At 70.8% G+C, this 3,089-nt stretch carries 3 protein-coding genes; 1 reads left to right on the forward strand and 2 read right to left on the reverse strand.

Annotated elements, in window-relative coordinates; genetic code table 11:
• Positions 1-3 precede the first annotated feature (3 nt).
• The gene (locus tag ACX9TP_RS37600; RefSeq protein ID WP_482975482.1) at positions 4-999 is read right to left on the reverse strand and encodes an NAD-dependent epimerase/dehydratase family protein; all 996 of its coding nucleotides are present in this window, start codon (positions 997-999) and stop codon (positions 4-6) included.
• 127 nt (positions 1,000-1,126) lie between these two features.
• Positions 1,127-1,894 (reverse strand): hypothetical protein, encoded by a 768-nt coding sequence (locus tag ACX9TP_RS37605; protein WP_482975483.1) that lies wholly within the window; start codon positions 1,892-1,894, stop codon positions 1,127-1,129.
• A 142-nt stretch (positions 1,895-2,036) separates the two neighbouring features.
• Here ACX9TP_RS37605 and ACX9TP_RS37610 point away from each other — a divergent pair, with 142 nt between their 5' ends.
• Positions 2,037-3,056 (forward strand): nucleotidyltransferase domain-containing protein, encoded by a 1,020-nt coding sequence (locus ACX9TP_RS37610; protein WP_482975484.1) that lies wholly within the window; start codon positions 2,037-2,039, stop codon positions 3,054-3,056.
• Positions 3,057-3,089: the final 33 nt, after the last annotated feature.

Genomic DNA, 3,089 nt, shown 5'->3' on the forward strand with positions numbered 1-3,089 from the left:
GCCTCACAGCGTGCGCGGCGCCTTCGCCTTGAAGTCCGCGCGCATCTCGCGCAGCCCTTCCTCGCGCGTCATCCGGCCCTCGTAGCCCAGCTCCTGGCGGGCCTTCTCGTCGCTCACCGTCACCTCGCGTCCCACCAGCAGCAGCTCGGCGCGGGTGAGGGGCGGCCGGCTGCTCAGGTGGAAGGCGCCCCAGACCATGTCACCCAGGGTGGCCAGCGTCGCCGCCAGGCCATACGGCACCGTGCGCGTGCCCGCGTCCACGTTCTGCGTCTGCAGCATCTCGGTGATGAAGTCGCGGAACACCACCGGCTCGCCGTCGGTGAGGAAGTACGCCTGGCCTCCGCGGCCCTTCTCCGCCGCCAGCAGCATGCCCTCCACGCAGTTGGCCACGTGGCAGGTGGAGGACAGGTAGCGCCCGCCGCTGAACCACGCGAAGCGCTTCGCCTTCACCGCGTCGATGATTTCCGGCAGCAGCGAGGTGTCACCCTTCCCCCAGATGAAGCGCGGGCGCACCGCCACGGTGACGAAGTCCGGGGAGTTGACGCTCAGCACCCGCTTCTCCGCCTCGGCCTTGGTGGAGGGGTAGTTGCCGATGGGGCGCTCCGGAATCGGCCAGGTCTCGTTCACCTTCACCAGCGGCGTGCCGTCCACCAGCACCGCCTCCGTGCTGACGTGCACCAGCCGCTTCACACCCGCCGCGCGCGCCGCCTCCAGCACCCGCTCCGTACCGCGCACGTTGGCCTCGTAGAACTCCTCGCGAGGCCCCCATCCCTTCACGTACGCCGCCGCGTGGAAGACGGTGTCGCAGCCCTCCATGCCGGGCTTCAGCTTGTCCGCGTCGGACAGGTCTCCCTCGAAGGGCTCGGCGCCGGACTCCGTCACCGCCGCCACGGAGGAGGCAGAGCGCGCCAGCGCTCGCACCGAGTCCCCGCGCGCCTTCAGCGCCGCGATGAGGTTCCTGCCCACGAAGCCCGAACCGCCGGTGACGAATGCCCGCATGGACGACTCTCCTGACCTGAAGACCCCGCGCTCCTACCACCACCCGTGTCCAGCGGGGTAGCCGCCAGTCGGCCGCCTCGGGCAGGGTGTCACCTGGCCCGGGCGCGTCGCCTCCCCCGGTCCGGCGTCACCCGCGTCCGCGCCGCCGCGCGCTCCACGCCTCGCGCACGGCCCGCAGCGCCTGCCACCGGGGCCAGAACCCCCGGAGGGCGTACTTGATGAGCCGGTACAGCGTGCGCTCCGCCACCGCGATGTGGACCGCGTGGACGCGCCCGCGCAGCAGGTCCTCCCAGGAGTCGGGCCCCGCATGGACGTGGCTGCCGTCCAGGGTGAACTGGCAGATGCTGAGGTCCGTGACGTCGACCTGACGGCCCACGCGGGGCCCCTCCCGGAAGAGCGCCGGGAGGTGGATGAGCTGGAGCAGGTGTCCCTCCGGCGAGTGGACCTGGAGGATGTACAGCTCGCTGCCGTCCGGGAGCTTCCGGACCTTGAGCAGCTCCTCCATCGACGCGGACCCCGCGCGCTCGGCGGCGCACGCGGCGTGCTCGTCCTTGGGGAACACCATGCCCATCAGCCACCGGAACATCGTCGGAGGTCCCTTCCGACGGCACGGCGTGAAGCCCGCCTCCAGCAGTCGCCGGGCCGTCCGCTCGTAGGCTTCGACGGAGCCACAGTAGAAGTCGTAGTCCGCCGAGTCCCGGGTGCCATCCATCTCCCCGCTCAGCCAGCGCAGGACGCGTCCGCCCAGAAGCCACGTGTCGTCACCGAGCAGGTGCGCATGGGGCAGCTCCGGCAGCCGGAGCACCCGCTGCACGTCGGCGATGCGAAGGGGCGTTCCCGCGGCGAGCAGGGCGCGCAGCTCCTTCTCCTCTTCGGGCGTGAAGCGACGGGCCATGGACGGAGCGCCATGAAATCATGGAGCCTCGTGCGGACGCGAGGGTTGCCTCCGCCCGGCGTCCCTTCGAGACTCCCACCCGGGCGACGGGTCCGCGGCCTGGAGCCGGGACGCTCGTGCCCGAGGAGACGAGGCCCCTGTGATGGATGAAGAGCTCCCGCTGGTCGCGATGACGGAGGACATGACCGTCAACCTCGCCCTCTTCGGCTTCGTTGGTGTCTGCCAGCTGGTCTTCCCGGGTCGCATCCGGGCCTGCTACCTGCTGGGCACGCATGCCACCAACGAGGCGGTGGAGGACAGCGACCTCGACCTGACGGTGGTGTTCAAGGAGCGCTTCCAGGAGGGGGAGAAGGAGAGCGCGGCCCGCCTCCGGCACTACCTGGGCGGACTGGCCCGCATGCCCCTGGACATGAGCGTGGTGGACGAGGCGCAGCTGATGGAGCTGGGCGAGGTCAAGCTGAAGCGAAACTCCCTGCTGCTGGCGGGAGAGGACATCCGCGAGCAGGTGCCGATGATGGCGCCGGACCGGTGGCTGCGCTTCTGCATGCACTGGCCCTACATGTTCATGGAGCGCGGCCGCGCCCGGAGCGAGGGCGAGCCGCTGCGCTACCCGCTCGACTACCCGGACCCGCAAGGCGAGCTCTACGGTTATGACCACCGCGAGGCGATGGATGCCGGGGGGCAGCTGCACCGGGGATTCAAGGAGCTGGTCTCCCTGGCGTGCTGGTTCGCCGCCGTCGGTGTCGCGAAGACCGGCCGCAACACCGCGTCCAAGCGCGAGTCCATCGAGGCGCACCGCGAGCTCGTGAATGACGCGTGGTCTCCCCTGTTCGAGGACATCTACGCGTGCCGCAAGCGCTGGGGCTACCGCGTGCCCGAAGCCCCCGAGGACCGCGAGCACCTGCGCGCGCTCTGCGCCCGGATGCTGGAGGCGGAGAACCACTTCCTCGCCGGCTACAAGGACTACCTGCTGCAGGAAGTGCGGCGCGGAGACCTGAAGGACCGCGTCCTCGCCGCCCAGCGCCTCGGCGAAATCATCTACCCCGGTGACGAAGTCCCCGCCGCGCTGGAGTCCCTGAAGGACGCACCGGAGGAAGCCCTGCGCGAGGCCGCGCGGGAGTCGCTCCGCAAGGTGAAGCAGTACGGCGCCACGTCCCGGTAGCCGGCGACCCGAACAGGCCGCCGGCCACCCACG

The sequence above is a fragment of the Pyxidicoccus sp. M15 genome (assembly GCF_056858435.1).

Bases quoted from the DNA above. Each gene is read 5' to 3' on its own strand.
- ACX9TP_RS37605 (WP_482975483.1), bottom strand. From the start codon at position 1,894: ATGGCCCGTCGCTTCACGCCCGAAGAGGAGAAGGAGCTGCGCGCCCTG.
- ACX9TP_RS37600 (WP_482975482.1), bottom strand. From the start codon at position 999: ATGCGGGCATTCGTCACCGGCGGTTCGGGCTTCGTGGGCAGGAACCTC.
- ACX9TP_RS37610 (WP_482975484.1), top strand. From the start codon at position 2,037: ATGGATGAAGAGCTCCCGCTGGTCGCGATGACGGAGGACATGACCGTC.